Genomic DNA, 22,225 nt, shown 5'->3' with positions numbered 1-22,225 from the left:
GCGCCGTCGTAGGCCGGGTCGTGCTGGAAGCGCAGGGCGGTGGCCAGCTCTTCGGGCATGTCCCAATAGCGCATCAGCCAGGAGCCGATCTGTTCGCGGCTGATGCCCAGCAGGTGTTGTTCCACAAAGCTGTGACACAGGTGCGGATTGACCTCCAGGTGGCGGCAGATCAGCGAGAAGTGCGGCGGGAACACGTGTGCCAGCAGCAGATAACCGAAGTTATGCAGCAGGCCGGCCAGGTAGGTCAGGCCGGCTTCCGGGCGCTGGGCGCGCGGCATGGCGCGGGTCAGGCCTTCGATGACGGCGGCGGTGTAGATCGATTGCTGCCAGTACGGCGTGGAGTGTTGCGGGTGGTCCTTGGGCAGGCTAAGGGTTTTACCCAGGGCCAGGCCCAGCGCCAGGTTGATCACCAGGTCGAAGCCCAGTACGCGCACGATGGCGTCTTCCACCGAACGGATCTTGCCCGGCGAGGCGTAGTACGGCGATGCCGCCCAGCTCACCACTTGTGCGGCCAGCGCCGGGTCGGTTTCGACCACGCCGGTGATGTCGTCGATGGTGGCGTTGGGGTCGACGCGCAGCTTGATGATTTTTTGTGCGGTTTCGGCCAGCGGCGGAATCTCGATGGTCTCTTCCAGGCGTTGCTGGATGCGCCGCGCGGTGAACGCCTGGACGGCCTGGGTGATTTCCTCGCGGTCGTCATCGGGGCGGTCGAGGTTGGGACGAATGCTGGTCAGGTTCTCGCCGAAGTTGGCGGCACTGGCCTTGGCCAGCATGGTCGTCTTGAAATCTTCGCTGGAGATTTCCAGCAGCACGCCCGGCTCGCCGGAGTTGATCAGCAACATTGGCTCGCGCAGCAGGCTTTCGTCGTACAGGCACGGTGAACTGGTCAGCGCCGGCAGGCCCGGCAGCAAGCTGAGGTTGTGCTTGCCGAGCATTTTTGTCAGGCGCTCGGTGGGTACGGCGGTGAGGCGGCGACCGGTGAGTTCAGTGAGGCGATTGAGGTCCAGCAACTGGCTCTGCGCAAACAGCACCATCAACGCGCCGACGCTGTCATCCAGCAGAACGGCCTGAACTTTGCGCGCGGCATTCAGGCCGTGATGGTCCAGCACTTCTTCGTAGGCAATGCCCAACTTGCCCAGCATCAGCCGAATAACCGACGGAGCGTGCGGGGTGTCGGGTGCGAAGGCAACTTCGGTCATGGTCTGTATCCGTACTAAAACAATTGCAGGAGTATAACCAGCTTGCTTGGGGCCACGCCTCAGAAACCGTGACGGTTGTCACACTTGGCCGTATTGTTGGCCATGACGCAGCCATCGATCGAGCAGCGGGCTGACGTGGGTCGGCCAACGCTCGAGCAAAGCCTGGGCGGCATCCCGCACGGCGGGCAGCAAATCGGCGTCGCGCATCAGGTCGGCGACCTTGAATTGAAGCAGGCCTGTTTGCCGTGTGCCGAGCATTTCACCGGGGCCGCGCAACTCCAGGTCCTTTTCGGCGATGACGAAACCATCGTTGGTTTCGCGCATGATGCCCAGGCGCTGACGACCGATCTGTGACAGCGGCGGATGGTAGAGCAGCACGCAATGGCTGACCGCGCTGCCCCGGCCAACGCGGCCGCGCAACTGGTGCAGTTGCGCCAGGCCCAGGCGCTCGGGGTTCTCGATGATCATCAGGCTGGCGTTGGGCACGTCCACGCCCACTTCGATCACCGTGGTCGCGACCAGCAGTTGCAGGTTGCCGGCCTTGAATTCGGCCATCACCGCGGCTTTTTCCGCAGGCTTCATTCGGCCGTGGATCAGCCCGACCTTCAGCTCGCCGAGGGCGGCGGTGAGGTCCTCGAAGGTGGTTTCGGCGGCCTGGCAGGTCAATTCTTCCGACTCTTCGATCAGGGTGCAAACCCAATAGGCCTGACGCCCTTCGGCGCAAGCGCTGCGCACCCGCTCGATGACTTCGACCCGTCGGGTGTCGGTGATCAGCACAGTATTCACTGGGGTTCGGCCGGGGGGCAGTTCGTCGAGGATCGAGGTGTCGAGATCGGCGTAGGCGCTCATGGCCAGCGTGCGCGGAATCGGCGTCGCGGTCATGATCAACTGGTGCGGGCACATGCGTCCACCGACACCCTTTTGCCGCAAGGCCAGACGCTGCTGCACGCCGAAGCGGTGCTGTTCGTCGATGATCACCAGCGCCAGGTTCTGGAATTGCACTTCATCCTGGAACAGCGCGTGAGTGCCGACCACCATCGGCGTGCCGTTGGCGATTTGCTCCAGCGCGGCCGTGCGGTTCTTGCCTTTGAGCTTGCCAGCGAGCCACGCGACTTCGATACCCAGTGGTTCGAGCCAGCGCTTGAAGGTGATGAAGTGCTGTTCGGCGAGAATCTCGGTGGGCGCCATCAGGGCCACCTGATGACCGGCCTCCAGCGCTTGCAGCGCGGCGAGGGCGGCGACCACGGTTTTGCCGGCGCCGACGTCGCCCTGGATCAGCCGCAGCATCGGTTCGTGCTGGCTGAGGTCGTAAGCGATTTCGTTGCCGACCCGTTGCTGGGCGCCGGTCGGGTTGAAGCCGAGGTTGGCCAGGTATTTGGCTGGCAGCTTCGTTGCCTTGGGCATCGCTGGCGCACGCAGGGCGCGCATGCTTTCGCGCAGGCGCTGTTGCGACAGTTGATGAGTCAGCAATTCTTCGAAGGCCAGGCGGTGTTGCGCCCAGTGGTGACCGAGGGCCAGTTCATCGACGTCGGCATCGGCGGGCGGGTTGTGCAGGTAGCGAATTGCATCGGCCAGCGGCGCCAGTTGGTAGTCCCGGGCCAGTTCGTTCGGCAGCCAGTCGGGCAGGCTGCTGGGGCCGAGCAGGGTGAGGGTCTGCATGCACAACTGGCGCAAGCGCTGTTGGGTCAGGCCTTCGGTGAGCGGGTACACCGGGGTCAGGGTTTCATCCACGGGCGGCGGCTCGTCGCCGTTGATGGCGCGGTACTCCGGGTGGTAGATCTCCAGCCCCGAAGCACCGGGTCGCGCCTCGCCGTAGCAGCGAATCCGCGTGCCGCGCTTGAGGCCTTCTTTCTGCGCGTTGCTGAAATGGTAGAAGCGCAGGCTCAAGCCCCCGGTACCATCCTGCAACCGAACCACGAGGCTGCGCCGCCGCCCCATGACCACATCAGCGCCGCTGACAGTGCCTTCAATGACGGCGTCCTGACCGGGTCGCAACGCGCCGATCGGGACCACACGGGTACGATCCTGATAGCGCAGGGGCAGGTGAAACAGTACGTCCTGGAGGTTTTCCAGGCCGACCTTGGCCAGTTTCTCGGCCATGGCTTCACCGACACCCTTGAGTGCCGTCACCGACACTTGCGACAACTCGCTCATGACCGTCGCTTAGCCCACAGCAGCTTGCGCTGCTGGCTTGGCCACCGAGCACAGGCGAATGGAGTCGGCGAGGATTTCAATCGCTTTCGGGCGCGGGAAGCTGGCGCGCCAGGCAATGGCCACGGTGCGGAACGGTACGGGTGCCGACAACGGACGCACTTCGATCACGCCGGGGGCGTAGTGATGGCTATCGACCGCGGACAACGGCAGGATCGAGATGCCCAGGCCGGACGCGACCATGTGGCGAATGGTTTCCAGGGAGCTGGATTCCACCGTGGTGTGCTTGGCGCCGTCGTTGCCTTTGGTCAGGGTCGGGCAGGCTTCCAGCACCTGGTCGCGGAAGCAGTGACCTTCGCCGAGCAGCAGCAGGCTCTTGTCGTTGAGCAGGCTGGCGTCGATGGATTCTTTTTGCGTCCACGGGTGCTGGGCCGGCATCAGCACGTAGAACGGCTCGTCGTAGAGTTGCAGGGTCAGCACGTCGGCTTCGCTGAACGGCAGGGCGATGATGATCGCGTCGAGCTCGCCGTTGCGCAGTTTGTCGCGCAGCACGTGGGTGAAGTTTTCTTCGATGTACAACGGCATCTGCGGGGCGACCCGGTGCAGTTGCGGAATCAGGTGCGGGAACAGGTATGGCCCGACGGTATAGATCGCGCCGACTTTCAGCGGGGCGGTCAGCTGGTTCTTGCCGGCCTGGGCCAGTTCGCGGATGCCCTGGGCCTGTTCCAGCACCTTTTGCGCCTGGGCTACGATGCCTTCGCCGACCGGAGTCAGGCGCACGGCGCTTTTGCTGCGCTCGAAAATCAGCACACCGAGTTCGTCTTCAAGCTTTTTCACGCCCACCGAAAGGGTCGGCTGACTGACGTGGCAACGCTCGGCCGCGTGGCCGAAATGCTGCTCTTGGGCGAGGGTAACGATGTAGCGTAATTCTGTGAGGGTCATAGCAAGCGTCCATGAAGTTGCGGGCCAAGCATACCGGCTGCAATCGATAGACGCACGTTATCAGACGTAGGAGCGAGCTTGCTCGCGAAAAACCTGAGATCGCCGTGGGGTGTCAGGTTCGTCGCNGAAGTTGCGGGCCAAGCATACCGGCTGCAATCGATAGACGCACGTTATCAGACGTAGGAGCGAGCTTGCTCGCGAAAAACCTGAGATCGCCGTGGGGTGTCAGGTTCGTCGCGTTATCGTTGACGAGCATCGCGAGCTAGCTCGCTCCTACAGGGGGCGGCGGTGCTTTACCTCCGGCGTTTTTCCAGCGAATACACAAACGGTGCAACGATTTCGATGGAGCCATTGGTCAGCATGTCGGCCGGTGGCTTGGGCAGCGGTTGAGCGCGGCGGATCATTTCCAGGGTAGCCCGGTCCAGATCGGCAGTGCCCGAGGCGCCTACCAGCTCAAACGACAACACATTGCCTTCGGCATCCACGACGAAACGCAGGCGGTTCATCCCTTCCTTGCCCCGCGCCTGGGCACTTGCAGGGTACTTCTTGTACTTCTGCAGGTGCGCCAGCAGCGTGCCTTGCCAACTGGCCTTGGCCGCTTGTTGAGCCGGTGACGGACCCGGAGCAGGCTGGGCGGATTTTTCCGTGGGTGCCTGGGCCTGTTGCGTTTCCGCTGGTTTTTCTTCGGCCGGTTTTTCCTTCGGCGGTTCGGGTTTCTTCTCTACCGGCTTGGGCGGCTGTGGCTTCGGCTTTGGCTTGACGGGCTTGGGCACGGCAATTTCAGCTTTCGGCGCTTCAGCGAGCTTGGGGATCGGCAGTTCTTCAACCGGAGCCGGTGGCTGTGGAGGTGTGACGACCTTCGGCGGAGCAGGCGGTGGCGGGGCAGGAACCGGTGCCAGTTCGACCAGCATTGCCTGAGGGGGCAATTCGATGGGCGGGCGAGCGGACCAGTTCAGCGCCAGCGCAATGGCCAGCGCGTGAACACCCAGCACCACGGCCAGGCTACCGCTGTAACGCGTCAGTTTATGGCGCGTCGTGATCATTTCTTGACTGCCGACTCGAGACCGACAAGGCCAACCTTCAGGTAACCCGCCGAGCGCAGGTTGTCCATCACGCTCATCAGGTCGCCGTAATCCACGCCTTTGTCGGCCTGGAAGAAGATCGTCGTGTCTTTCTTGCCCTGGGTTTTGGCGTCGAGCGTGGCGCCGAGTGCCTCGGCCTTCACTTCGTCTTCACCGAGGAACAGGCGCTGGTCAGCCTTGACGCTGAGGAACACCGGTTTCTCTGGCCGCGGCGCCGGTTTGGCGGTGGAGGCGGGCAGGTCGACCTTGATGTCCACGGTGGCCAGCGGGGCCGCCACCATGAAGATGATCAGCAGCACCAGCATTACGTCGATGAACGGCGTGACGTTGATTTCGTGGTTTTCGGACAGATCGTCGTCTGCCCCTTCTTTCAAATGCAGGCCCATGGCCGATTACCCCACTTTCACCATGTGCGGTTGCGAGCTGCGCTCAGGCTGGTGATCGAGGTCACGGCTGACCAGCAGCAGGACTTGCGCCGAAGCGTCGGACACCTGCGCCTTGTAACCGGCGATGGAGCGGGCGAACACGTTGTAGATCACCACCGCAGGAATCGCCGCGACCAGGCCCAGCGCAGTTGCCAGCAGGGCTTCGGCGATGCCGGGAGCCACGACGGCGAGGTTGGTGGTCTGGGTTTTGGCGATGCCGATGAAGCTGTTCATGATGCCCCACACGGTACCGAACAGGCCGACGAACGGCGCAGTGGAACCGATGGTCGCCAGTACGCCGGTGCCGCTGCTCATGTTGCGACCGCAGGCCGCGACCAGGCGCTCGAGACGGAAGCTGACGCGTTCCTTGATGCCTTCTTTCTCACGGCTGTTGACCGACAGGCGCATCTCTTCGAGGGCGTCATGGACCAGCAGGTTGGCCAGGGTGCCTTCCTTTGCCGCAGTGGCGCTGGCTTCCCTGAGGGAGGCGGATTTTTTCAGTTGGGCGATTTCACCGCGCAGACGACGCTTGGCGCCCATCAACTCAAGACCCTTGGCGATCCAGATGGTCCAGGTGATGATCGAGGCGATGGCCAGGCCGATCATCACGATTTTCACGATGATGTCAGCATTCTTGTACATGCCCCACGGCGACAGGTCATGGGCCATGCCCAGCGTGTTGTTGGCTTCGAGGACCTCGGGAGCGTCTTCGCCCAAGGCTTCTGCCGGTACTGCCTGGGCAGGATCGGTCGCGGCCGGAGTAACGGCCGGGGCAGCGTGATCGGCAGGAGCATTGGCCGCGGCAGCTGGAGTGGCCGGCGCCTGGGCATCAGCGAAAGCGGCAACCGGTGCCAGCATCAGGCTGAGGAGCAGGGCGGCCACCGCGCTCCAGGCGCGAGGTCGTTTGGTTGGCGAAGCGGGAAATTGATTGCGTGTCATGCTGGCCGGACCTGAGAGAATAAACGGGTGATGTTCTTCCAGGCCTCGAAAGGCCGAGAACAAAAGTGGGGCGCATTATTGCAAGTAATTCTTGTTAACAAAAGTAATAGAGTCTCTTTTTTTCCTGCATTGCTAGCCGCCTGTCTAATGCCGGCGCTAGTCTGTGGCTTTCCGATGGGAGTTTTCTGATGTCTGCGCCTACTGTTTTGATCGCCGGCTGCGGTGATGTCGGCAGCCGCCTGGCCACACAACTGCTGGCGGCTGGGTGGGAGGTTCATGGTCTGCGCCGCGACGTTTCACGTCTGCCCGAGGGCGTCATTGGCGTTGCCGGTGACTTGTTCGACAAGGACTGCCCGGCCACCTGGCCAGTCGGCGCCGTGGATTACCTGGTGTATTGCGCGGCGGCCACCGATCACGATGAGGCCGGTTACCGTGCGGCCTATGTCCAGGGCCTGGAGCATGTGCTGGAGTGGCTGAACGACTACGGACAGGTGCCCAATCGCCTGCTGTTCGTTTCCAGCAGCAGTGTTTACGGGCAGCAGGATGGCGAATGGGTCGACGAGGCTTCGCCGGCCGTGGCGGCGGGCTATTCCGGACGTGTGATGCTCGAAGCCGAACAACTTGCCCTCAAAAGCGGTATTCCAGCCAGTATCGTGCGCTTGACCGGCATTTACGGCCCAGGTCGTGAATGGCTGCTGACGCAGGTGCGCCGGGGTTATCGCGTGGCGGTCGAGCCGCCGTTGTACGCCAACCGGATTCATGCGGACGATGCCGCAGGGTTGATGGCGTGCCTGCTTGAGGCGGATCGGCGTGGTGTGGCGCTGGATGATGTCTACATCGGCGTCGATGACGAGCCGGCGGCGCTGGCTGACGTCGTGAACTGGTTGCGCGGGTATCTGGGCGTGACCGAGTGGGACGACGACGCCAGCGTACGTCGCACCGGCAGCAAGCGTTGTACTAATGCACGGGCCAAAGCCTTGGGCTGGACGCCGAAGTATCCGAGCTTTCGCGAGGGTTATGCCGCCATCCTTGAAGGACGCTGCTGACTTCCAGGCGTCCTGAAACAATTGTGGGAGCGAGCCTGCTCGCGAAGGGGTCGTAACATTCAACATTTCTGTCGGTTGTTACGCCGTCTTCGCGAGCAGGCTCGCTCCCACATGGGTTAAGCGTTGTTTATTGCTTCTCGAGCAACCACTTGCGCTCACCCGGGGTGAACGAGGGCATTTCATCAGCCTGCGCCGTGTTCACCGTCTGGAAAATCTCCAGCTCTTTGCCCTTGCGCGCAAAGATCCAGGCGTTGCCCTGGCCATTGAGTTGCAGCCACATGTTGTCATTGCCACCGCTCATGGAGGCGCAATCGCCGGCCAGGCACAACGCGTAGCGATCACTGCCTGGCAGGCCGCTCACCTGGCCATCGGCCTGGAATTGAACCGTGCTGCCTTCGCCGGGGCCGCTGACGATTGTCCAGGCGCCGCCCATGTAGGCTGAATACAGTGCGCGCTCGAAGCTGGCACCGATCGGAGCGCCGTCCGGTACCGGAATCTGGGCGCGATCGAAAACCTGCTCGGGCTCGTTGTCGCTGGCAGACTGGCTCAGTTGCTTGCCGTCACGCTTCAGCTCGCTGGCCGAACTGCCATAAAAGTCGACTTTCCAGGCGCCGGATTTTTCACCCAGCAACTTGCCTTCGACGTTTTCAAAACCGTTGGTGTAGCGGGCCTGGCCGGCCTTGGTGTTGACGTCCCATTCCAGGTTCGGGCCATAAGCCTGGAGCGCTTCACGCAGGGGGACGCCTTTGGCTGCAGCATCGATCGCCACCTGGTTGATCCAGGTGCCGCTGATATCACGGTCGGCAGGGTTGCTGGCACATCCGCCCAGGAACAGGGCGAGCAGCGAGAGAGCAAGCGCGTTGCGCATGGTGGAATCCTTTCAAGCTTTCTTTACAGCAGAGCAGTCGGCGCAGCCCGGGGCTGCGCCGCACGGATTACTCGATGACCAGGATGGCATCCATTTCAACCTGCGAACCCTTTGGCAGGGCTGCTACGCCGATGGCGGCGCGGGCAGGGTAAGGCTGGTCGAAGTACTTGCCCATGATCTCGTTGACCTTGGCGAAGTGGCTCAGGTCGGTGAGGAAGATGTTCAGCTTGACGATGTCCTTGAACGAACCGCCGGCGGCTTCAGCCACGGCCTTGAGGTTCTCGAACACCTGGACGGTCTGGGCTTCGAAGCCTTCGACCAGTTCCATGGTTTTTGGGTCCAGGGGAATCTGACCCGACATGTAAACGGTGTTGCCAGCCTTGATCGCCTGGGAGTAAGTACCGATGGCGGCCGGGGCTTTGTCGCTGGTGATAACAGTCTTGGTCATGAATGACTCCTTGTAATGAATGGATGGCTACGCACGCATGCGGGTGATGCGGATCACCCCGGTCAGGGCGCGCAGTTTCTTGATCACGCGGGCCAGGTGCACGCGGTCGTGCACGCTGACCACCAACTGGACCACGCTGATGCGACCATCGCGTTCGTCCATGCTGATTTTCTCGATGTTGCCGTCGGCGGCGTTGACGCTGCTGGCCAGCAGGGCGATCAGGCCGCGCTGGTGTTCCAGTTCGACGCGCAGCTCGACGTTGAATTCGCCGGTGACATCCTTGGCCCACGAGAGCTGGATGCATTTTTCCGGGTTGTGGCGGATTTCGCTGATGTTGCGGCAGTTGTCCAGGTGCACGACCATGCCTTTGCCCGCGGACAGGTGCCCGACAATCGGGTCGCCCGGGATCGGCGTGCAGCACTTGGCGTAGCTGAGCACCAGGCCTTCGGTGCCACGAATCGCCAGCGGTCCTTCCGGGCTTGGCAACTGTTCGCCTTCGCCCAGCAGTCGCCGTGCCACCACGTAGGCCATGCGATTGCCCAGGCCGATGTCCTCGAGCAAATCCTCGATCAGTTCGAGACGGTACTCGACGAGCATCGCCTTGACGCGCTCGGCCGGGATTTTCTCCAGCGCGCTGTCGAAACCGTTGAGGACCTTGTTCAGCAGGCGTTCGCCCAGGCTGATGGATTCGGAGCGGCGCTGCAGTTTCAGTGCATGGCGAATATGCGTACGTGCCTTGCCGGTGACCACGAAGTTGAGCCAGGCCGGGTTCGGTCGCGCGCCGGGAGCACTGACGATCTCGACCGTGGAGCCGCTTTGCAGCGGTTCGGACAGCGGCGCGAGACGGCGATTGATCCGGCAGGCAATGCAGCTGTTGCCGACGTCGGTATGCACCGCGTAGGCAAAGTCGACCGCCGTGGAGCCCTTGGGCAGCTCCATGATCCGGCCTTTGGGCGTGAACACATAGACCTCGTCCGGGAACAGGTCGATCTTCACGCTTTCGATGAATTCCAGCGAGTTGCCGGCGCGTTGCTGCATCTCCAGCACGCCCTTGACCCACTGGCGGGCACGGGCGTGAGTGCCTTTTGGCTGCTCGTCGCCGCTGGATTTGTACAGCCAATGGGCGGCGATGCCGTTGTTGGCCATCTCTTCCATTTCGCGGGTGCGGATCTGGATCTCGATCGGCACGCCGTGCATGCCGAACAACGTGGTGTGCAGCGACTGATAGCCGTTGGCCTTGGGGATTGCGATGTAATCCTTGAAACGACCGGGCAAGGGTTTGTACAAATTATGAACAGCGCCCAGCACGCGGTAGCAGGTATCGACCTTGTCGACGATGATCCGGAACGCATAGACGTCCATGATCTCGTTGAAGGCCCGACGCTTGCCGCGCATTTTCTTGTAGATGCCGTAGAGGTGTTTCTGGCGACCGCTGACCTCGCCCTGGATGCCATCGATGGCCAGGCAGTGGCTCAGGGATTCTTCGATCTTGTTGACGATTTCCTTGCGGTTGCCCCGGGCGCGTTTGACGGCCTGGTAGATCCGCGCGGAACGCATCGGGTGCATGGCCTTGAAGCCGAGGTCTTCGAACTCTATGCGAATGGCGTGCATGCCCAGCCGGTTGGCGATGGGCGCATAGATTTCCAGCGTTTCCTTGGCGATGCGCCGGCGCTTTTCGCCGGACAGCACTTCCAGGGTGCGCATGTTGTGCAGGCGGTCGGCCAGCTTGACCAGGATCACGCGAATGTCGCGGGCCATGGCCATGGCCATTTTCTGGAAGTTTTCGGCCTGGGCTTCGGCCTTGGTCTCGAAGTTCATCTGGGTCAGCTTGCTGACCCCGTCGACCAGTTCGGCCACGGTTTCGCCGAATTGCGCTTGTAGCGCCTCTTTGGCAATACCGGTGTCTTCGATCACGTCATGCAACATCGCCGCCATCAGGCTCTGATGGTCCATGTGCATGTCGGCAAGAATGTTCGCAACCGCGAGTGGGTGCGTGACGTACGCTTCGCCGCTACGGCGGCGTTGGCCGTCGTGGGCTTGTTCAGCGTAGAAATACGCTCGGCGGACCAGATTGACCTGGTCCTTGCCGAGGTAGGCCGATAAGCGATCGGCGAGGGCGTCTATGCTCGGCATGATGTCTCCTGCCAAAAGCTGTGATCCCGCGCCGTGCTACGTCGACCAGGCATAGGCTTAGACGGCCTCGTTGGACTCGTCCTCGAATGCAGCAAAAAGCGGTTCATCTTCAACGATTTCGGCTTCGGCGATAGCTGCGTAGTCGATCAGGCCTTCAGCGATTTCGCGCAGGGCGACGACGGTAGGCTTGTCGTTTTCCCATGCTACTTTCGGCTCTTTGCCGCCGGTGGCCAGTTGACGGGCACGCTTGGTAGAGAGCATGACCAGCTCAAAGCGGTTATCCACGTGTTCTAGGCAGTCTTCAACGGTTACGCGGGCCATGGTCTTCCTCGTAGCAAATGCAATATGCGCGCTGCCCGGATGGGCGAGCGGACTCAACAGTTTAAAAAATCACCAGCGATTAGGGAAGCGCTGATTTTTTGACCAAGCCCTTCAACGCGCTGCAAGTGCCAATGTAAAGCCCTTGCAGCGGTTTTGGGAAGAGCTGATTAACCGAGCAATTCGGCCAGCAATTTACCGAAACGCACCTGCTGGCGTTTCTGCTGCAGCTGATTGGCGCGAAAAATCGCCTTCAGGTCGTCCAGCGCGTGGGCGAAATCGTCGTTGATGATCAGGTAGTCGTAGTCGACGTAATGGCTCATCTCGCTGACGGCTTCACGCATCCGGCCGTCGATGATCTCGTCGCTGTCCTGGCCGCGGTTGGTCAGGCGCTGGTGCAGGGCCTGGAGCGACGGCGGCAGAATGAAAATCGAGCGTGCCTGGGGCATCAGCTTGCGCACCTGCTCGGCGCCTTGCCAGTCGATTTCAAGGATCAGGTCGTGACCTTCGTCCAGGGTCTGCTGCAGGCGGCTTTGCGAGGTGCCGTAGAAGTTGCCGAAGACTTCGGCGCGCTCGAGGAAGTCGCCGTGCTCGCCCATCTTCACGAACTCTTCGCGGGTCACGAAGTGATAGTTCACGCCGTCCACTTCACCCGGGCGCATGGCGCGGGTGGTGTGGGAGATCGATACGCGAATCTCCGGATTGGCGTCGGTCAGGGCCTTGACCAGGCTGCTCTTGCCCGCGCCCGAGGGGGCGGAAATGATGTACAGGGTGCCGGTGCTGTGGGTCATGTCGGGGTAGCCTTACTCAATGTTCTGCACTTGTTCGCGCATCTGCTCGATCAACACCTTGAGGTTGACCGCAGCCTGGGTGCTGCGCGGGTCGAAGGCTTTGGAGCCCAGTGTGTTGGCTTCGCGGTTGAGCTCCTGCATCAGGAAGTCCAGGCGCCGGCCGGCAGCGCCGCCGGATTTGAGCACCCGGCGAACTTCGATGATGTGAGTGCTCAGGCGATCCAGTTCTTCGGCGACGTCGCTTTTTTGCGCGAGCATGACCATTTCCTGCTCCAGGCGCTGCGGGTCCATCTCGGCCTTCATGTCGGCGAAGCGGTCGAGCACTTTCTGGCGCTGGGTGGCGAGCATTTGCGGGACCAGTTCGCGCAAGGTCACCACGTCTTCTTCGATGGAGCTCAGGCGCTCGCTGATCAGCCGCGCCAGCTCCGCGCCTTCGCGCTCGCGGCCGGCCTTCAGTTCCTTGAGGCCCTGATTGAACAGTGCCAGCGCTTCGGCGTTCAAGGCTTGCGGGTCGGTGGCGTCGCCTACCAGTACGCCGGGCCAGGCCAGGACTTCCAGCGGGTTCAGCGCTGCCGGGTTGTTGATCAGGCTGGCGACGGTCTCGGCGGCGGCGATAAGTTGCGCGGCGCGCTCCTGATCGACTTGCAGTGCCTTGCCGGTGTTTTCTTCGGTGAAGCGCAGGGTGCATTCGAGCTTGCCCCGCGATACGCCCTGGCGCAGGGCTTCACGAATAGCGCCCTCGAGGTCGCGAAAGGACTCCGGCAGGCGCAGGTGGGGTTCCAGGTAGCGGCTGTTGACCGACCGCAGTTCCCAGCTCAGGGTGCCCTGGACGCCGGCTTTTTCGACGCGGGCGAAGGCGGTCATGCTGTGCACCATGGCGGTACCTCGCAATGCAGATCGGCACAGAACCGAGGTTCCTGGAATCCGATATCAATGAATTAAAGCCGACTGGCAGCAAAGGCGCAGGATTGTAGCGCAGTGGTGCGGATGCGCCCAAACACAGGGTGTGACAAAGAGCGGCAGGCCTTTGCCGACGCGCGGTACAGAGCGATCGGTCGTCGGCGGATTTTTTTAGAAGTGCCCAGTGGCGGCCGTCGGCTCTATAATGCTCCGCAGTTTTCCGTCCCCAGTACAGGTATTCCCTATGATACGTCCAAGTGGTCGCGCTGCCGATCAGCTCCGCTCGATCCGCATCACCCGCAACTACACCAAACACGCCGAGGGTTCTGTGCTGGTCGAGTTCGGTGATACCAAGGTCATCTGCACCGTCAGCGTTGAACCGGGCGTACCGCGTTTCCTCAAAGGCCAGGGCCAGGGTTGGTTGACCGCCGAGTACGGCATGCTGCCGCGTGCTACCGGCGAGCGTAACCAGCGTGAAGCCAGCCGTGGCAAGCAGGGCGGCCGCACCCTGGAAATCCAGCGCCTGATCGGTCGTTCCCTGCGGGCCGCACTGGACATGTCCAAACTGGGCGACGTCACCCTGTACGTTGACTGCGATGTGATCCAGGCCGATGGCGGCACCCGCACTGCATCGATCACCGGCTCCATGGTGGCGCTGATCGATGCCTTGAAAGTCATCAAGAAGCGTGGCGGCCTGAAGGGCGGCGACCCGGTAAAACAGATGATCGCCGCTGTTTCCGTGGGCATGTACAAGGGCGAGCCGGTGCTCGACCTCGACTACCTGGAAGACTCGGCCGCCGAGACTGACCTGAACGTGGTGATGACCAGCGCTGGCGGTTTCATCGAAGTCCAGGGCACTGCCGAAGGCGCGCCGTTCCAGCCTGAAGAGCTGAACGCCATGCTGGAACTGGCCAAGAAAGGCATGAACGAGATTTTCGAACTGCAAAAGGCCGCACTGGCCGACTGACCGGACCGCTCCAGGCAAGGAGGACACCATGAGTGACGAGCAACTACCGCTGCCCACGCCGAGCCAAGAGGTGCGTCAGTGGGCGATGTTCTGTCACTTGTCCGCCTTGCTGGGGATCTGGATTCCGTTCGGCACGATCATCGGCCCGCTGATTCTGTGGCAGATGAAGCGCGAGATGGACCCGTTCATCGATGCCCAGGGCAAGGAAGCGTTGAATTTTCAGATCACCGTCGCGATCGCCTCGGCTATCTGCTTCCTGCTGATGGTGGTGATTATCGGGTTCTTCCTGTTTGGCCTGATCGCCATAGGCGCGTTGGTATTGACCATCATCGCCGGGGTGAAAGCCAATGAAGGATTCCCTTACCGGTATCCGTTCACCTGGCGGTTGATCAAGTAAGCCAGGGCGCTGATGCTGTTTATGTGCCGTTCAATACAAATGCCCCGACATGTCGGGGCATTTGTTTTTTTGCAATCAGATTAATCTCTAATGTTGTGTATTTATTCGCTCGCCATTCAAATGAAGTTCATTCGGGCAAATAATTTTTCCTACACGTTTAGTCACAAACTGTAAGGCTCAGTACGGCTTGTAGGCTTGGCAATGAGACTTGGTGGTTGATAAGGTTATCCCAAGTAATATTTTCAAGAAATATTTCGAGATATTCGGACCATTGACGGCCTCTGAATCTAATATTAATAAGTGTTGAGATCAATCAATCTATTCAAGAGGCGTGTCCAGGTAAAAAGTTCGCCCATGAATATATAAACAAGAATATACAATATGCTTCAGCTTGATTTTTACGGAACCCTTGTCGCCGCCTCTTTAGTGCTTTTGCTGGGGCGTGCGCTTGTCACACGTGTCGGTTTTTTACGTACTTATAATATCCCTGAACCTGTAGCAGGCGGCCTGGTAGTTGCCTTGGGTCTTCTTGCGTTGAGAGCCGTCGATATTGAAGTTCGCTTTGACACCTCGTTGCAAATGCCCTTGATGTTGGCGTTTTTTGCCACCATCGGCTTGAGTGCAGACTTCGCCAGCCTGAAGAAGGGTGGGCGCGTCGTGGGGATCTTTCTGCTGGCGGTGGTCGGGCTTCTGGTAATCCAGAATGCCATGGGTATCGGGCTCGCAACGGCGTTGGGGCTCGATCCTTTGATGGGCTTGCTGACCGGCTCGATTACGTTGGCAGGTGGTCACGGTACAGGTGCTGCATGGGGGGCGACTTTCAGCGAGAAGTTCGGTCTGGCGTCTGCCTCTGAACTGGCCATGGCCTCCGCGACGTTTGGCCTGGTGCTGGGCGGTTTGATTGGTGGTCCTGTTGCCCGCCTGCTCATCAGCCGTGTCCAGACCCCCGGCTGCGAGCAAGAAAAGCCACGGTTACCCAGGGGCTTTGAACAGCCGAACAAAGAGCGCTCGATCACATCATTTTCGCTTGTCGAGACACTGGCTCTGATCGCTGTCAGCCTGCTGGCGGGCTCACTCCTGAATGGTTGGCTGCAAGGCACCGCATTCGAGTTGCCGACATTCGTTTGCGTGTTGTTCGTGGGCGTGGTTTTACGAAACGGACTTTCGGTGCTGGGCGTGTATCAGGTATTCGAGCGTGAAGTCTCCGTGCTGGGGAATGTCAGCTTGTCGCTGTTTCTGGCGATCGCCCTGATGTCACTCAAACTCTGGGATCTGGCTGCGCTGGCGTTGCCGGTATTCATTATTCTGGCTGCGCAAACGTTGGTCATGGCCCTGTTTGCGATTTTTGTGACGTTCAGGATGATGGGCAGTAACTACGATGCGGCTGTACTGGCGGCAGGACATTGCGGTTTTGGGCTAGGTGCCACGCCAACGGCCATCGCTAACATGCAAGCGGTGACACAGCGCTACGGGCCTTCGCAGATAGCATTTTTGGTTGTGCCAATGGTGGGTGCTTTCTTTATCGACATTGTTAATGTCATTGTGATCAAGTTGTACCTTGCACTGCCGTTTTTCGCCGTAACTTGAAGTTCAATTCATTGGGAACTTTTGGATAGAGCGCAAAAAATGCCCGTATCTTTCGATACGGGCATTTTTTCGATCGCCTATCAGACTGCTCAGTGAACAATCACTTAGATCGTCAGCGTCCAGTCGTAGTCCACGATCAGCGGCGCGTGTTGCGAGAACCGCGGCTGGCGTGGCAGGCGTGCACTGCGTACGAAACGGCGCAGGCCCGGGGTCAGCAGTTGATAGTCGAAGCGCCAACCGAGGTTGAGCATCTCCGCCTGTTCGTTGTCCGGCCACCAGCTGTACTGGTCGCCTTCACGGCTGACTTCCCGCAGGGCGTCGACATAGCCCATGTTGCCGACAATCTCGTCCATCCAGGCACGTTCAGGTGCCAGGAAGCCCGGAGATTGCTGGCTGTCGCGCCAGTTCTTGATATCCAGCTTCTGTTGCGCCACGTACAGCGAGCCACAATAAATGTACTCGCGGCGTTTGCGTCGCTGTTTATCCAGATAACGGGCGAAGTCGTCCATTAGCTTGAACTTCTGGTTCAAGTCTTCATCGCCGTTCTGCCCCGAAGGGAGCAGCAAGGTCGCGATGCTGACCTTGTCGAAATCGGCTTGCAGGTAGCGCCCGTAGCGGTCGGCCGTCTCGAAACCGAGACCGCTGATGACAGCCTTCGGTTGCAGCCGCGAATACAAAGCCACACCACCTTGGGCGGGGACTTCGGCATCGCAGGCATAAAGGAAGTATCCATCCAGTTGGAAGGCTGGATCGTCCAGTTCAAAGGCGGAGGCGCGGGTGTCCTGCAGGCAGATGACGTCGGCATTCTGTGCTTGCAGCCAACTGAGCAAACCACGCTCGACTGCAGCCTGAATACCATTGACGTTCACACTGATGATCCGCATAAATGGCCCCAAAAATCGCGTGCGTGTATGATACACGGCGTCAAGCTAATTAGCTAAATCCGTGGTATTTGGGGTTTTTTCATGCAAGCGTATCAGCGCGATTTCATCCGTTTTGCCATCGATCGCGGCGTTTTGCGCTTCGGTGAGTTCACCCTGAAGTCCGGGCGCACCAGTCCTTACTTCTTCAACGCCGGCCTGTTCAACTCGGGTTCGGCCCTGGCGCAGCTGGGCCGTTTCTACGCCGCCGCCATTGCCGAGAGCGGCATTCCCTTCGACGTGCTGTTTGGCCCGGCCTACAAAGGCATCCCGCTGGCGGCGACCACCGCCGTGGCCCTGGCCGAGCATCACGACCGTGACCTGCCATGGTGCTTCAACCGCAAGGAAGCCAAGGCCCACGGCGAAGGCGGCAGCCTGGTTGGCGCACCGCTGACCGGTGACGTGCTGATCATCGACGACGTGATCACTGCCGGCACCGCCATTCGTGAAGTGATGCAGATCATCGCTTCCCAGGACGGCGCCAAGGCAGCCGGCGTGCTGATCGCCCTGAACCGTCAGGAGCGCGGCAACGGCGAGTTGTCGGCGATCCAGGAGGTCGAGCGTGACTTCGGCATCCCGGTGATCAGCATCGTTTCGCTGAACCAGGTTCTGGAGTTCCTGGCGGACGATCCGCAGCTCAAGCAGCATTTGCCAGCCGTGGAAGCTTACCGCGCGCAGTTCGGCGTTTAACGCACACCGCCTTCTGTAGGAGCGAGCCTGCTCGCGAAAAGCGTCAACGAAAACGCGGGGCGCCTGATGTCCCGCGGTGTTCTGGCGTCCATCGCGAGCAAGCTCGCTCCTACAGGGATCTCTGGCAAAAAAAAGACCCCGCTCAGCCAGGCCGAGCGGGGTCTTTTTATTTGCGCTATCGCTTAGGGACGCTTGCGATTGCTGATCAGGGTGCCCACACCGGTATCGGTGAAGATTTCCAGCAGGATCGCGTTCGGCACGCGACCGTCGATGATCAGCGAGCTGCCTACACCGCCCTGGACCGCTTCCAGCGCGCAACGGATCTTCGGCAGCATGCCGCCGTAGATAGTGCCGTCGGCGATCAGTTCGTCGACCTGGGCAGTGCTCAGGCCGGTCAGGACCTTGCCCGACTTGTCCATCAGGCCGGCGATGTTGGTCAGCAGCATCAGCTTCTCGGCTTTCAACGCTTCGGCGACTTTACCGGCCACCAGGTCAGCATTGATGTTGTACGACTCGCCATTGGCGCCGACGCCGATGGGCGCGATCACCGGAATGAAGTCGCCCTTGACCAGCAGGTTCAGCAGGTCGGTGTTGATCCCGACCACTTCGCCCACATGGCCGATGTCGATGATTTCAGGAGTGGTCATCTCCGGGGTCTGGCGGGTGACGGTGAGCTTCTTCGCACGAATCAGCTCGGCGTCCTTGCCGGTCAGGCCGATGGCGCTGCCGCCATGACGGTTGATCAGGTTGACGATGTCCTTGTTGACCTGGCCGCCAAGGACCATTTCCACCACGTCCATGGTCGCGGCGTCGGTGACGCGCATGCCGTCGACAAAGTGGCTCTCGATCGACAGGCGCTTGAGCAGGTCACCGATTTGCGGGCCGCCGCCGTGAACCACCACCGGGTTGATGCCGACGGCCTTCATCAGCACGATGTCGCGGGCGAAGCCGGTTTTCAGCTCCTCGCTTTCCATCGCGTTGCCGCCGTATTTGATCACCAGTGTCTTGCCGACATAACGGCGGATGTAAGGCAACGCTTCGGACAGGACCTTGGCGGTGTTGGCGGCGGCTTCGCGTTCGAGGGTCATTCAGGGCTCCGGGTGAATCAGAACGGTAGTTGGAGATCAGGTGCAACGCGCTTGAGCTGGATGCGGAACACATCCTTGATGCGTTGCAGTTCAGCCTCGTCATCGGCCTCGAAACGCAGCACCAGCACCGGTGTGGTGTTGGATGCGCGTACCAGGCCCCAGCCTTTGGCGTAGTCGACTCGCACGCCGTCAATGGTGGTCAGGTTGGCGCCTGCGCCCCACTGTGCGTCGTGCAATGCATCAATGATGCTGAATTTGCTCTCTTCGGTCACATGGATATTGATTTCCGGCGTAGAAATATCGTTCGGGAAGGTCGCGAACAGCTCTTCCGCCGAGGATTTTTCCTTGCTGAGGATCTCCAGCAACCGCGCGGCGCTGTAAATGCCGTCGTCGAAACCGAACCAGCGCTCCTTGAAGAAGATGTGCCCGCTCATTTCGCCGGCCAACAGGGCGCCGGATTGTTTCATTTTCTTTTTGATCAACGAGTGACCGGTCTTCCACATCAGCGAGCGGCCGCCGTATTCCTTGATCAGCGGGATCAGGCGGCGGGTGCATTTGACGTCGAAGATAATCTCGGCGCCAGGGTTGCGCGCCACGACGTCGCGGGCGAACAGCATCAGCAGGCGGTCCGGGTAGACGATGCTGCCGGTGTTGGTCACCACGCCGACGCGGTCGCCGTCGCCGTCGAAGGCCAGGCCGATGTCTGCCTTGGTTTCCTTGACCTTGTTGATCAGGTCCACGAGGTTTTCAGGCTTGCCCGGGTCCGGGTGGTGGTTCGGGAAGTTGCCATCCACTTCGCAGAACAGCGGGATGACTTCGCAGTTCAGCGCCTCGATCAGTTGCGGGGCGATCACGCCGGCCGCGCCGTTGCCGCAGTCAACGACCACTTTCAGGCGACGGGCCAACTTGATGTCCTGGACGATTTCGGTGGTGTAGCGGTCGAGGATCTCGACCTGGGTGATGCTGCCCTGGCCGCTGCTCAGGTTGTTGGTCTTGAGGCGCTCGTGCAGGGCCTGGATCTGTTCGTTGGCCAGGGTGTCGCCGGCAATGACGATCTTGAAGCCGTTGTAGTTCGACGGGTTGTGGCTGCCGGTGAGCATCACGCCGGATTTGCCGGCGAGTACGTTGGCGGCGTAGTAGAGCGCCGGAGTCGGGACCAGGCCGACATCGCTGACGTGGCAGCCGCTGTCGGCGATGCCTTTGATCAGTTGGGCGACCAGCTCCGGGCCGGACAAGCGGCCATCGCGGCCGACCGACACGTTCGGTTCGCCCTGGGCCAGGCTTTGCGAACCGACGGCGCGGCCGATCCAGTAAGCAGTCTCGGCGTTCAGGAATTCCGGAACCGTGCCGCGAATGTCATAGGCGCGGAAGATGCTGTCAGGGAACTTGGGTGCGATTTTGGCCGGGGTGTTCATCTGTGGAAATGCTCCATCTCGAAAGTGGCTGGACAGGACGCCGAGTCATTCGGCGGCAGGTTCAAACTGAAGGGTATGACGGCGTTTTCCACAGAGAGTTCGTGGTGTGAAAGGGCCATGACGCCCCGGATGGCAAGGGTTTGGCCGGGTAATGCCTTGATTTTCGGTGCTAAACCTTGCAGATGACAATTTGAATTTTGTGGCGGGGAAGCTCGATCCCCCGCCACAGAAGAGCGTGACCGGATCAACGGGTACCGGTATGACCGAAACCGCCAGTGCCGCGCTCGGTTTCAACAAACTCTTCAACCATCTCGAAGTGAGCCTGCACCACCGGCACCAGCACCAGTTGCGCCAGGCGCTCGCCGACCGGCATGGTGAATTCGGTCTGGCCACGGTTCCAGCACGAAACCATCAGCGGGCCCTGGTAATCCGAGTCGATCAGACCGACCAGGTTACCCAGCACGATGCCGTGCTTATGGCCCATCCCCGAGCGCGGCAGAATCAGCGCCGCCAGGTTCGGATCACCGATGTAGACCGACAGGCCGGTAGGGATCAGCACGGTTTCACCCGGCTTGATCACGGTGTCCTGCTCCAGCATGGCGCGCAGGTCGAGGCCGGCGGAGCCCGGTGTGGCGTATTGCGGCAGCGGGAATTCGGTACCGATGCGGGGGTCGAGGATCTTGGCTTGCAAAGCGTGCATGTAAATTAAACCTGGTTCAGACGTTCGGCGATAAAAGTGATCAGCTGGCGAGCAATCTTGCTCTTGCTGGTCTGGGCGAAGAGTGTGGCGTGAAGCTCACGGTCGATGACGCTGCAGGCGTTTTCTTCGCTGTTGAAGCCAATGCTCGGGTTGGCGACGTCGTTGGCGACGATCAAATCGAGGTTCTTGTCTTTCAACTTGCGCGCAGCGTAATCGAGCAGGTGCTCGGTCTCGGCGGCGAAGCCGACACTGAACGGGCGGTCGGGGCGGGTGGCGATGGTGGCCAGAATGTCCGGGTTACGCACCATCTGCAGCAGCAAGCCGTCGCCGTTCGTAGGATCTTTCTTGAGTTTTTGTGGGGCGACGACTTCCGGGCGGTAATCCGCGACTGCAGCCGAGGCGATGAACAGGTCGCAAGGAATCGCCGCTTCGCAGGCAGCCAGCATATCGCGGGCGCTGACCACGTCGATGCGGGTGACGCGATCCGGGGTCGGCAGGTGCACCGGGCCGGTGATCAAGGTCACGCGGGCACCGGCTTCTACCGCGGCTTCGGCCAGGGCAAAGCCCATTTTTCCGGAGCTGTGGTTGGTGATGTAACGCACCGGGTCGATGTTTTCCTGAGTCGGACCGGCAGTGATCAGCACGTGTTTACCGGTCAGTGCCTGACGCTGGAAGCAGTCGGCGGCGCACTGGGCCAGTTCAAGGGCTTCGAGCATGCGCCCCAGGCCGACGTCGCCACAGGCCTGGCTGCCGGAGGCCGGGCCGAAGACCTTGATGTCGCGGCTTTCGAGGGTTTGCAGGTTGGCCTGGGTCGCCGGATCGCGCCACATCGCCTGGTTCATGGCTGGTGCAACGGCGACCACTGCGTCGGTGGCCAGCACCAGCGTGGTCAGCAGGTCATCGGCAATGCCTTGGGCCAGACGGGCGATCAGGTCCGCCGTGGCGGGGGCGATCAGCACCAGGTCGGCCCATTTGGCCAGTTCGATATGCCCCATGGCCGCCTCGGCCGCCGGGTCCAGCAGGTCCAGGTGGACCGGGTGCCCGGACAGGGCCTGCATGGTCAGCGGGGTGATGAACTCTGCACCGCCTCGGGTCATGACCACGCGCACTTCGGCGCCCTGATCGATCAGGCGGCGAACCAGGTCGGCGCTCTTGTAGGCAGCGATACCGCCGCCGACGCCCAGAACAATGCGTTTCCGATACAGCCGCTGCATAGGCC

21 protein-coding genes and 1 pseudogene are annotated in these 22,225 nt (G+C 61.0%); 5 read left to right on the top strand and 17 right to left on the bottom strand.

Going from position 1 to position 22,225, the window contains the following annotated elements; genetic code table 11:
• From ACLD1X_RS20445 to exbB, 6 genes are all read right to left on the bottom strand, one after another.
• On the bottom strand, positions 1-1,199 hold a 1,199-nt coding region (locus ACLD1X_RS20445; protein WP_429370708.1), incomplete at its 3' end, for an aminoacyl-tRNA deacylase and HDOD domain-containing protein.
• A gap of 78 nt (positions 1,200-1,277) precedes the next feature.
• The gene (gene recG / locus ACLD1X_RS20440) at positions 1,278-3,353 is read right to left on the bottom strand and encodes an ATP-dependent DNA helicase RecG (RefSeq protein WP_413703812.1); all 2,076 of its coding nucleotides are present in this window, start codon (positions 3,351-3,353) and stop codon (positions 1,278-1,280) included.
• A 9-nt stretch (positions 3,354-3,362) separates the two neighbouring features.
• Complete coding sequence (locus tag ACLD1X_RS20435) at positions 3,363-4,292, bottom strand: hydrogen peroxide-inducible genes activator (protein WP_111283035.1); 930 nt, start codon at positions 4,290-4,292, stop codon at positions 3,363-3,365.
• Positions 4,293-4,585: 293 nt separating this feature from the next.
• Positions 4,586-5,335 (bottom strand): TonB family protein, encoded by a 750-nt coding sequence (locus ACLD1X_RS20430; RefSeq protein WP_429370705.1) that lies wholly within the window; start codon positions 5,333-5,335, stop codon positions 4,586-4,588.
• Positions 5,332-5,760 carry a TonB system transport protein ExbD gene (gene exbD, locus ACLD1X_RS20425; protein WP_008018275.1) on the bottom strand — a complete coding sequence of 143 codons (429 nt, stop codon included), beginning with the start codon at positions 5,758-5,760 and terminating at the stop codon, positions 5,332-5,334. Before exbD ends, ACLD1X_RS20430 begins: the two co-directional genes overlap by 4 nt.
• Positions 5,761-5,766: 6 nt before the next feature.
• Entirely contained in the window at positions 5,767-6,738 is a 972-nt protein-coding gene (gene exbB, locus ACLD1X_RS20420) for a tonB-system energizer ExbB (protein ID WP_429370702.1), read from the bottom strand.
• 188 nt (positions 6,739-6,926) lie between these two features.
• Here exbB and ACLD1X_RS20415 point away from each other — a divergent pair, with 188 nt between their 5' ends.
• Positions 6,927-7,784 (top strand): SDR family oxidoreductase, encoded by an 858-nt coding sequence (locus tag ACLD1X_RS20415; protein ID WP_429370700.1) that lies wholly within the window; start codon positions 6,927-6,929, stop codon positions 7,782-7,784.
• Between the two features lie 127 nt (positions 7,785-7,911).
• Here ACLD1X_RS20415 and ACLD1X_RS20410 read toward each other — a convergent pair whose 3' ends face one another.
• From ACLD1X_RS20410 to ACLD1X_RS20385, 6 genes are all read right to left on the bottom strand, one after another.
• Positions 7,912-8,652: a hypothetical protein gene (locus ACLD1X_RS20410; protein WP_429370698.1), complete on the bottom strand. Its 741-nt coding sequence runs from the start codon at positions 8,650-8,652 to the stop codon at positions 7,912-7,914.
• Positions 8,653-8,719: 67 nt separating this feature from the next.
• The gene (locus ACLD1X_RS20405) at positions 8,720-9,100 is read right to left on the bottom strand and encodes a RidA family protein (RefSeq protein WP_003229509.1); all 381 of its coding nucleotides are present in this window, start codon (positions 9,098-9,100) and stop codon (positions 8,720-8,722) included.
• Between the two features lie 27 nt (positions 9,101-9,127).
• Positions 9,128-11,233, bottom strand: a complete 2,106-nt coding sequence (spoT, locus tag ACLD1X_RS20400; protein ID WP_085723649.1) for a bifunctional GTP diphosphokinase/guanosine-3',5'-bis pyrophosphate 3'-pyrophosphohydrolase — start codon at positions 11,231-11,233, stop codon at positions 9,128-9,130.
• Positions 11,234-11,290: 57 nt separating this feature from the next.
• The gene (rpoZ, locus tag ACLD1X_RS20395; RefSeq protein ID WP_007921129.1) at positions 11,291-11,554 is read right to left on the bottom strand and encodes a DNA-directed RNA polymerase subunit omega; all 264 of its coding nucleotides are present in this window, start codon (positions 11,552-11,554) and stop codon (positions 11,291-11,293) included.
• A gap of 167 nt (positions 11,555-11,721) precedes the next feature.
• The gene (gene gmk / locus ACLD1X_RS20390; protein WP_111283029.1) at positions 11,722-12,342 is read right to left on the bottom strand and encodes a guanylate kinase; all 621 of its coding nucleotides are present in this window, start codon (positions 12,340-12,342) and stop codon (positions 11,722-11,724) included.
• A gap of 12 nt (positions 12,343-12,354) precedes the next feature.
• Positions 12,355-13,218, bottom strand: a complete 864-nt coding sequence (locus ACLD1X_RS20385; protein WP_429370694.1) for a YicC/YloC family endoribonuclease — start codon at positions 13,216-13,218, stop codon at positions 12,355-12,357.
• A gap of 268 nt (positions 13,219-13,486) precedes the next feature.
• Here ACLD1X_RS20385 and rph point away from each other — a divergent pair, with 268 nt between their 5' ends.
• The 3 genes from rph to gltS all read left to right on the top strand — a co-directional run bounded on the left by rph (position 13,487) and on the right by gltS (position 16,193).
• Positions 13,487-14,209, top strand: a complete 723-nt coding sequence (gene rph, locus ACLD1X_RS20380; RefSeq protein ID WP_007989575.1) for a ribonuclease PH — start codon at positions 13,487-13,489, stop codon at positions 14,207-14,209.
• A gap of 28 nt (positions 14,210-14,237) precedes the next feature.
• Positions 14,238-14,606, top strand: coding sequence for a DUF4870 domain-containing protein (locus ACLD1X_RS20375; RefSeq protein ID WP_429370692.1), 369 nt, complete (start codon positions 14,238-14,240; stop codon positions 14,604-14,606).
• A 381-nt stretch (positions 14,607-14,987) separates the two neighbouring features.
• Complete coding sequence (gene gltS, locus ACLD1X_RS20370) at positions 14,988-16,193, top strand: sodium/glutamate symporter (RefSeq protein WP_429370690.1); 1,206 nt, start codon at positions 14,988-14,990, stop codon at positions 16,191-16,193.
• A gap of 104 nt (positions 16,194-16,297) precedes the next feature.
• Here the strand turns inward: gltS and ACLD1X_RS20365 are convergent, their stop codons facing one another.
• Positions 16,298-17,077 (bottom strand): exodeoxyribonuclease III, encoded by a 780-nt coding sequence (locus ACLD1X_RS20365; RefSeq protein ID WP_003176915.1) that lies wholly within the window; start codon positions 17,075-17,077, stop codon positions 16,298-16,300.
• A gap of 81 nt (positions 17,078-17,158) precedes the next feature.
• On the opposite strand from ACLD1X_RS20365, the gene pyrE reads away from it, so the two are divergent.
• Entirely contained in the window at positions 17,159-17,803 is a 645-nt protein-coding gene (gene pyrE, locus ACLD1X_RS20360; protein ID WP_008078597.1) for an orotate phosphoribosyltransferase, read from the top strand.
• A gap of 182 nt (positions 17,804-17,985) precedes the next feature.
• On the opposite strand, the gene argB is transcribed toward pyrE, so the two are convergent.
• The 4 genes and pseudogenes from argB to coaBC form a co-directional block, all read right to left on the bottom strand.
• Positions 17,986-18,891: an acetylglutamate kinase gene (gene argB, locus ACLD1X_RS20355; protein ID WP_007989569.1), complete on the bottom strand. Its 906-nt coding sequence runs from the start codon at positions 18,889-18,891 to the stop codon at positions 17,986-17,988.
• A gap of 17 nt (positions 18,892-18,908) precedes the next feature.
• A pseudogene (locus tag ACLD1X_RS20350) lies at positions 18,909-20,285 on the bottom strand (phosphomannomutase/phosphoglucomutase); the annotation flags it as partial.
• Between the two features lie 265 nt (positions 20,286-20,550).
• A complete protein-coding gene (gene dut, locus ACLD1X_RS20345; protein WP_007975171.1) occupies positions 20,551-21,006 on the bottom strand; it encodes a dUTP diphosphatase in 456 nt (151 codons plus the stop codon).
• Between the two features lie 5 nt (positions 21,007-21,011).
• On the bottom strand, positions 21,012-22,220 hold the full coding sequence (gene coaBC, locus ACLD1X_RS20340; protein ID WP_102700099.1) for a bifunctional phosphopantothenoylcysteine decarboxylase/phosphopantothenate--cysteine ligase CoaBC: 1,209 nt from the start codon (positions 22,218-22,220) through the stop codon (positions 21,012-21,014).
• Positions 22,221-22,225: the final 5 nt, after the last annotated feature.

It is taken from the genome of Pseudomonas sp. 18173, assembly GCF_050432945.1.
GTDB lineage: Bacteria > Pseudomonadota > Gammaproteobacteria > Pseudomonadales > Pseudomonadaceae > Aquipseudomonas.
Note: the sequence above shows the minus strand (reverse complement) of the source record. Positions and strands in the feature narration are given on the sequence as shown.

Bases quoted from the DNA above. Each gene is read 5' to 3' on its own strand.
- ACLD1X_RS20375 (WP_429370692.1), top strand. From the start codon at position 14,238: ATGAGTGACGAGCAACTACCGCTGCCCACGCCGAGCCAAGAGGTGCGT.
- spoT (WP_085723649.1), bottom strand. From the start codon at position 11,233: ATGCCGAGCATAGACGCCCTCGCCGATCGCTTATCGGCCTACCTCGGC.
- recG (WP_413703812.1), bottom strand. From the start codon at position 3,353: ATGAGCGAGTTGTCGCAAGTGTCGGTGACGGCACTCAAGGGTGTCGGT.
- ACLD1X_RS20385 (WP_429370694.1), bottom strand. From the start codon at position 13,218: ATGGTGCACAGCATGACCGCCTTCGCCCGCGTCGAAAAAGCCGGCGTC.
- ACLD1X_RS20430 (WP_429370705.1), bottom strand. From the start codon at position 5,335: ATGATCACGACGCGCCATAAACTGACGCGTTACAGCGGTAGCCTGGCC.
- exbB (WP_429370702.1), bottom strand. From the start codon at position 6,738: ATGACACGCAATCAATTTCCCGCTTCGCCAACCAAACGACCTCGCGCC.
- ACLD1X_RS20365 (WP_003176915.1), bottom strand. From the start codon at position 17,077: ATGCGGATCATCAGTGTGAACGTCAATGGTATTCAGGCTGCAGTCGAG.
- rph (WP_007989575.1), top strand. From the start codon at position 13,487: ATGATACGTCCAAGTGGTCGCGCTGCCGATCAGCTCCGCTCGATCCGC.
- argB (WP_007989569.1), bottom strand. From the start codon at position 18,891: ATGACCCTCGAACGCGAAGCCGCCGCCAACACCGCCAAGGTCCTGTCC.
- ACLD1X_RS20410 (WP_429370698.1), bottom strand. From the start codon at position 8,652: ATGCGCAACGCGCTTGCTCTCTCGCTGCTCGCCCTGTTCCTGGGCGGA.
- dut (WP_007975171.1), bottom strand. From the start codon at position 21,006: ATGCACGCTTTGCAAGCCAAGATCCTCGACCCCCGCATCGGTACCGAA.
- gltS (WP_429370690.1), top strand. From the start codon at position 14,988: ATGCTTCAGCTTGATTTTTACGGAACCCTTGTCGCCGCCTCTTTAGTG.
- rpoZ (WP_007921129.1), bottom strand. From the start codon at position 11,554: ATGGCCCGCGTAACCGTTGAAGACTGCCTAGAACACGTGGATAACCGC.
- coaBC (WP_102700099.1), bottom strand. From the start codon at position 22,220: ATGCAGCGGCTGTATCGGAAACGCATTGTTCTGGGCGTCGGCGGCGGT.
- ACLD1X_RS20415 (WP_429370700.1), top strand. From the start codon at position 6,927: ATGTCTGCGCCTACTGTTTTGATCGCCGGCTGCGGTGATGTCGGCAGC.
- gmk (WP_111283029.1), bottom strand. From the start codon at position 12,342: ATGACCCACAGCACCGGCACCCTGTACATCATTTCCGCCCCCTCGGGC.
- ACLD1X_RS20435 (WP_111283035.1), bottom strand. From the start codon at position 4,292: ATGACCCTCACAGAATTACGCTACATCGTTACCCTCGCCCAAGAGCAG.
- ACLD1X_RS20405 (WP_003229509.1), bottom strand. From the start codon at position 9,100: ATGACCAAGACTGTTATCACCAGCGACAAAGCCCCGGCCGCCATCGGT.
- exbD (WP_008018275.1), bottom strand. From the start codon at position 5,760: ATGGGCCTGCATTTGAAAGAAGGGGCAGACGACGATCTGTCCGAAAAC.
- pyrE (WP_008078597.1), top strand. From the start codon at position 17,159: ATGCAAGCGTATCAGCGCGATTTCATCCGTTTTGCCATCGATCGCGGC.